The sequence below is a fragment of the Roseisolibacter sp. H3M3-2 genome (assembly GCF_029211165.1).
GTDB lineage: Bacteria > Gemmatimonadota > Gemmatimonadetes > Gemmatimonadales > Gemmatimonadaceae > Roseisolibacter.
The window spans coordinates 1-6,130 of the sequence record NZ_JARGEK010000301.1; the positions used below are offsets into that span (position 1 = coordinate 1).

Sequence of the window (6,130 nt, forward strand, 5' to 3'; positions counted from 1 at the left end):
TCGTGCTGTCGCTGCGTACGATGTCCGCGGCGACGGCCGCGTCGTCCGCCGCGCGCGGACCGCTCGCGTCGCTCGCCGCACGCGGCGCCGGGACGCTGGCGGAGCCCGCGATCCCCGGGACGACCGCGCTGACCGGCAGCCACGCGCAGGCGCCGGTCCAGTTCGACCCGCGCTACGCCACCGCGGTCGTGGGGGACACGCTGCGCTTCGTCGACTGGTTCTCCGGGCAGGCGCAGATCTGCCAGCAGGCGCCGGCGTCGGTGGCGAGCTTCCCGGCGAAGGTCGTCGCGATCTCGGGGAGCGTCGTCGCCGTCGTCGACCTGCGGCACCCGTCGGCCGCCGCGTACCTCGACCCGGCGAAGCTCGGCTGGCTGCGCGACGCGGCGGCGATGACGGACCGGCTGCTGCTGCCGACGATGCGCTCGCTCTTCGACGCCGACTACCGGCCCCCGGCCGGGGGCGGCGGCCGCTTCTACGTGCTGCTCGGCACCCTCCCGAACGCCACCGGGTTCGCCTACGACGGCCCGCTCGGCACCTCGAACCTCACGACCCAGGCGAGCTGCCCGCGCTCCTCCGAGATGGTGGTGAGCCTGGTCAGCGCCGACCGGCTGGCAATGCCCCAGAGCCAGGACGCCGCCTCGGTCGCGGGGGTGTTCCTGCACGAGTACGCCCACAACGCCGACGCGCTGACGAGCCGCCGGTACCGCATCGCCGGCATCATCGGCGAGGGGCTGGCCACGGTCGCGGAGGAGACGGCCAGTCGCATCGCGTCGGGGCAGCCGCTGCGCGCGCGGCACGCCGGCGTCGGCGCCGACGCCCCGGCGGTCACCGGCGGCGCGCTCGGCATGTGGGGCACGCAGCCGGCGCTCGGCCCGTGGCAGGCCAACGGCCGCTACGGCGCGAACGCGCGGATGCTCGTCTTCCTGCGCGAGCTGGCGGGCGAGGCGTCGACCGAGCACGGGCGGCGGCCGACGCTGTACCAGCGGCTGGTCCAGACGCCGGTCGACTGGAACGACCGCCCGGCGGTCATCGCGCACCTCGCCTCGGTGCTGGGCGTCGGCTACGCGGAGCTGGTCGACCGGCAGGCGCTCGCGAGCGTCACCGCCGGGCTGATCGACCCGGGCGTCGCACACGACCTGCCGCGCTACACCGCGTGGGACCACGCCGAGCGCGCGCGCGTGTCCGGGCCGCTCGCCGCGGGCTTCCCCGGCCGCGCCGGCCGGCGTGCGGGCGGCGAGCACGCCCTGTCGGCCGCCGACGGCGCGCACGCCGCGCTGTACCTGATGGGGGACGGGCCGCGCGGGGTGTCGCTCGAGCTCGTGTCGATGGCGCCGACCGCGCGCGCGGTGCGTCTGACCCGGCTGCGCTGAGCGGCCGGCCGCGAGACGCGGCCGGCCGCCGTCAGGACGGGCGGCGCCTCACTGCACCGCGTTCACCATGTCGAAGATCGGCAGGTACATGGCGACGATCATCCCGCCGACCACCACGCCGAGGATCACGATCATGATCGGCTCCAGCAGCGAGAGCAGCGCGCTCACCGCCGCGTCCACCTCGTCGTCGTAGAAGTCGGCGATCTTCGACAGCATCTCGTCCAGCCCGCCCGTCTGCTCGCCGACCGCGATCATCGAGATCACCATCGGCGGGAAGACGTTCGACTTGGCCAGCGGCGCCGCGATCGTGTCGCCGCCGGCGATCGACGCGCGCGACGCCATGATCGCGTCCTGCACCACGCGGTTGCCGGCCGTGCGGGCCGTGATCTCCAGCCCGTCGAGGATCGGCACGCCCGACGAGATCAGCGTCCCCAGCGTGCGCGTGAAGCGCGACACCGACGCCTTGCGCAGCACGTCGCCGAGCACCGGCATCTTCAGGAGCATGCGGTCGATCGCCAGCTTCCCCTCCGGGGTGGCGTAGACGCGCTGCACCATCAGCGTCAGCCCCACCGCGCCCAGCCCCAGCGCCCACCAGTAGCTGTTCAGGAAGGCCGACATCCCGATCACGATCTTGGTCGGGAGCGGGAGCTCCATGTTCACCGAGGCGAACATGTCCTTGAACACCGGGATGACCTTCCACAGCAGGATGATGATCGCCAGCGCGGCGACGCTCATGATCACCGCCGGGTAGACCATCGCGCCCTTCACCTTGCGCACCAGGCGGTCGTTCTTCTCGAGGAAGGTCGCCAGGCGCATCAGGATCGTGTCGAGGATACCGCCCGCCTCGCCGGCCGCCACCATGTTCGTGTAGAGGTCCGTGAACCCCTTCGGGTGGTTCCGCATCGCGTCGGCGACGGTCGCCCCGCTCTCGACCTCGAACACCACGGCCTTGGTGATGTCCTGCAGCCCCTTGTGCTCGCTCTGCTTGGCGAGGATGTCGAGGGCCTGCACCAGCGGGAGGCCCGCGTTGATCATCGTCGAGAACTGGCGCGTGAAGATGACGATGTCACGCATCGGCACCTTCGACCCGCCCTTCGGGCGCTTCGACGCCTCGTCCATCTTGAGGACGGACAGGCGCATGCGCTTCAGCATCAGCACCGCGTCGTCGCGCGACGGCGCATCGAGCGTCGCCGAGCGGAGGTCGCCGTTCAGAGCTCTCGCCGTGTAGGCAAAGGTAGGCATCGTCGTGATTCGGAGTGGGTCGCCGCCGGGCGCCGCGGGCTGCGGGCTGCGGGTTCGGAATCCGCAGCCCGCAGCCCGCAGCGCCCCTACCGCTTCTGCATGCTCGGGGGCACGGACGCCGTCTTCGCCGTCGGCCCCGTCGGCGCGTCGTCCTGCGGCTGCCGGCCGATCATCTGCAGGAACTCGTTCGGGTGGCTCGTGACGCGCACCGCCTCCTCCACCGCCACCTGCCGGTTCAGGTAGAGCTGGTACAGCGCGTCGTTCAGCGTCTGCATCCCGAACTTCTTCCCGCCCTGCATCAGCGAGTAGATCTGGTGCACCTTGTCGTCGCGGATCAGCGCCCGGATCGCCGGCGTCACCACCAGCACCTCGGCCGCCAGCACGCGCCCGCGCCCGCTCGCCTTCGGCACCAGCGTCTGCGTCACGATCCCCTCCAGCACGAACGCCAGCTGCGCCCGCACCTGCGACTGCTGGTGGCTGGGGAAGACGTCGATGATGCGGTTGATCGCCTCGGCCGCGCTGTTCGTGTGCAGCGTCGCGAACGCCAGGTGCCCCGTCTCGGCGATGGTCAGCGCCGCCTGGATCGTCTCCAGGTCGCGCATCTCGCCGATCAGGATGACGTCCGGGTCCTCGCGCAGCGCGTACTTCAGCGCGCTCTGGAACGACTTCGTGTCCGTCCCCACCTCGCGCTGGTTGACGATGCAGTTCTGGTGGCGGTGCACGAACTCGATCGGGTCCTCGACCGTGATGATGTGCCCGCGCCGCTCCTTGTTGATCTTGTCGAGCAGCGCCGCCAGCGTCGTCGACTTCCCCGACCCCGTCGGCCCGGTCACCAGCACCAGCCCGCGCGGCTTGTCGGCGAAGTTGGCCACCGGCCACGGGAGCCCGAGGTCCGCCAGCGGCTTGATCGCGAACGGGATCTGGCGCACCGCCAGCGACACGCACCCGCGCTGCTTGAACGCGTTGCCGCGGAAGCGGGCGAGGTTCTGGATGCCGAACGAGAAGTCCAGCTCGTCCTCCATCTCGAACCGCTTCTTCTGGTTGTCGGTCAGCACCGAGTACGCCAGCGTCTGCGTGTCGCGCGGCGACAGCGTGGACTCGTACGTGGCGTTCACGATCTCGCCGTCGAGCCGCAGCTTCGGCCGCTCGCCGGCCGTGATGTGGAGGTCGGACGCGCCGCGCGAGACCATCTCCTCGAGCAGCGTGCGGAGGTTGAGCTGCGGCGCCGCCGGCGCCGTCGGCGTGGTCGTGTCGGTCATGCGGAGGTCTCCCGGATCACCTGCTCGAGCGTGGTCACGCCCTTGAGCACCTTCAGCCAGCCGTCCATGCGCAGCGTGAGCATCCCCTCCGCCACCGCCGCGTCGCGCAGCGCCGCCGCGTCGGGGGACTTGAGCACCTGCTTCCGCAGCGCGCCGGACAGCACCATCACCTCGTAGAGCCCCTGCCGCCCCTTGAGCCCCGTGCCGGCGCAGTGGTCGCACCCGGCGCCCTTCCACCACGGCAGGTCGCCCACCGCGGTGTCGAGCGTGACGCCGCCCAGCAGCGGCGCCGCCTCCGGGGTCGCCCGCGCCTTCGCGTCGTCGAGCGCCCGCTGCGTGAACCGGAGCTCCCGCAGCGTCGTCTTCGGCGTCGCCTTGGCCGCCGTCAGCTCGGCGAGGTCCACGGGGCGCCGCACCTTGCACTTCCCGCAGATCCGCCGCACCAGCCGCTGCGCCAGCACCAGGTTCACGGCGCTCGCCACGTTGAACGGCTCCAGCCCCATGTCCAGCAGGCGGGTCACCGTCTCGGGCGCGCTGTTCGTGTGCAGCGTCGACAGCACCATGTGGCCGGTGAGCGCGGCCTTGATGGCGATCCCGCCCGTCTCCAGGTCGCGGATCTCGCCGAGCATGATGACGTTCGGGTCCTGGCGCAGGAACGCCTTCAGCGCCGCCGCGAACGTCAGCCCCACCTCGGGGCGCACCTGCACCTGGTTGATCCCGAAGAGGTTGTACTCGACCGGGTCCTCGGCGGTCATGATGTTCGTCTCCCCGTCGTTGATCTTGGAGAGACAGCTGTAGAGCGTCGTCGTCTTGCCGGAGCCGGTGGGGCCGGTCACCAGCACCATCCCGTACGGGTTGCTGATGGCCTCCATCAGCGCCGACTCGGCGGCCGGCTCGATGCCGAAGGTCTCGAGGTCGAGCGTCAGGTTCCCCTTGTCGAGGATGCGGAGCACGATCTTCTCGCCGAACAGCGTCGGCAGCGTGCTCACGCGGAAGTCGATGACGCGCTTCCCGACCTTGATCTTGAGGCGCCCGTCCTGCGGCACGCGCCGCTCGGCGATGTTCAGCGACGACATGATCTTGAGGCGGCTGATGAGCGCCGGCTTCAGCTTCATCGGCGGCTTCATCACCTCCTGCAGCGCGCCGTCGATGCGGAAGCGCACCCGCAGCTCGTGCTCGAAGCACTCGACGTGGATGTCGCTCGCCCCGCGCTTCACCGCCTCGGTCAGGATGGCGTTCACCAGGCGCACCACCGGCGCCTCGTCCACCCCCGCCATCCCGTTCCCGCCGTCGTCCTCCTGGCTCTCCAGGACCTCGACGTCCCCCTCCTCGCCCGCGATCTCGGCGAGGAGCGACTGCATCTGCTGGTCGCCGCTCTCGTAGTGCTTCTCGACCAGCGCCCGCAGCGTGTGCTCGCCGGCGACGACCGGGAAGATGTCGTAGCGGGTGATGAACTTGAGGTCCTCGAGCACCCCGGGGTTCGACGGGTCGCTCAGCGCCACGGTCAGCGTCCGCCCGTCCCGCTTCAGCGGGAACACGACGTAGCGCGACGCCAGCTCCGCCGGCACGAGCTTGAGCACCCGCGGGTCCACCTCGAAGCGCGCCAGGTCGACGGCCGGCATGCGGTACTGCCGCGCCAGCGTCTTGACGAGCATCGTCTCCTCGATCGCCCCCTGCTTCACCAGGCAGTAGCCCAGCCGCGCCCCGGTCTGCTGCTGCTCGTACAGCGCGCGCGACAGCTGCTCGCGCGTGACGAGCCCCTCCTTCACGAGGAGCTCGCCGATGCGCTCGCGGTCGGCGGCGGGAGGCGCGGTGACGGGGGCGGCCATGGCGGGAGGACGGGGACGGCCGGCGCGGCGACGCGCTCACGGGGCGGACCGGGAGGCGCGCCGCCGCCGGCCGGCGGGCGGGACGACGGACGACGACGGAGGACGGGGCGGTCCGGAGAAGACGACGTGCGGCGCCAGCCGCCCGAGCACGCGCGGCCCCACGCCCCGCACCTCCCCCAGCGCCTCCAGCGAGCCGAAGGCGCCGCGGGCCGCCCGGTCGTCGACGATCCGACGCGCCAGCGCGGGCCCGATGCCGGGGAGCCGATCGAGCGTCGCCGCGTCCGCCACGTCGACGTCGATCGGCCCGTCCGGCGGACCTCTGCGTACAGACGCGCCAGCCGCCCCCGGGTCGCGCTCGCCACGCCCCGCGCGCGGGCCGGGATCGTCACGCGGCTGGCCACCCGCCCCCCCGCGCGCCGCGCGCACGCCG

The 6,130-nt window shown here is 72.1% G+C and carries 5 protein-coding genes; 1 reads left to right on the forward strand and 4 read right to left on the reverse strand.

The genetic code is table 11. The features are described from left to right. Nucleotides 1-1,370, forward strand: a 1,370-nt coding sequence (locus tag PYV61_RS19435; RefSeq protein ID WP_275834707.1) for a hypothetical protein, incomplete at its 5' end; no start/stop codon positions are given. 48 nt (nucleotides 1,371-1,418) lie between these two features. On the opposite strand, the gene PYV61_RS19440 is transcribed toward PYV61_RS19435, so the two are convergent. The 4 genes from PYV61_RS19440 to PYV61_RS19455 form a co-directional block, all read right to left on the reverse strand. Then, nucleotides 1,419-2,612 (reverse strand): type II secretion system F family protein, encoded by a 1,194-nt coding sequence (locus PYV61_RS19440; protein ID WP_275834709.1) that lies wholly within the window; start codon nucleotides 2,610-2,612, stop codon nucleotides 1,419-1,421. A gap of 86 nt (nucleotides 2,613-2,698) precedes the next feature. Beyond that, complete coding sequence (locus tag PYV61_RS19445) at nucleotides 2,699-3,871, reverse strand: type IV pilus twitching motility protein PilT (protein ID WP_275834711.1); 1,173 nt, start codon at nucleotides 3,869-3,871, stop codon at nucleotides 2,699-2,701. Further along, nucleotides 3,868-5,700 carry an ATPase, T2SS/T4P/T4SS family gene (locus PYV61_RS19450; protein ID WP_275834713.1) on the reverse strand — a complete coding sequence of 611 codons (1,833 nt, stop codon included), beginning with the start codon at nucleotides 5,698-5,700 and terminating at the stop codon, nucleotides 3,868-3,870. The genes PYV61_RS19445 and PYV61_RS19450 overlap by 4 nt, the downstream gene beginning before the upstream one ends. A 36-nt stretch (nucleotides 5,701-5,736) precedes the next feature. Then, nucleotides 5,737-6,126, reverse strand: coding sequence for a helix-hairpin-helix domain-containing protein (locus PYV61_RS19455; protein ID WP_275834715.1), 390 nt, complete (start codon nucleotides 6,124-6,126; stop codon nucleotides 5,737-5,739). Between the last annotated feature and the right edge of the window lie 4 nt (nucleotides 6,127-6,130).

Bases quoted from the DNA above. Each gene is read 5' to 3' on its own strand.
- PYV61_RS19440 (WP_275834709.1), bottom strand. From the start codon at position 2,612: ATGCCTACCTTTGCCTACACGGCGAGAGCTCTGAACGGCGACCTCCGC.
- PYV61_RS19445 (WP_275834711.1), bottom strand. From the start codon at position 3,871: ATGACCGACACGACCACGCCGACGGCGCCGGCGGCGCCGCAGCTCAAC.
- PYV61_RS19450 (WP_275834713.1), bottom strand. From the start codon at position 5,700: ATGGCCGCCCCCGTCACCGCGCCTCCCGCCGCCGACCGCGAGCGCATC.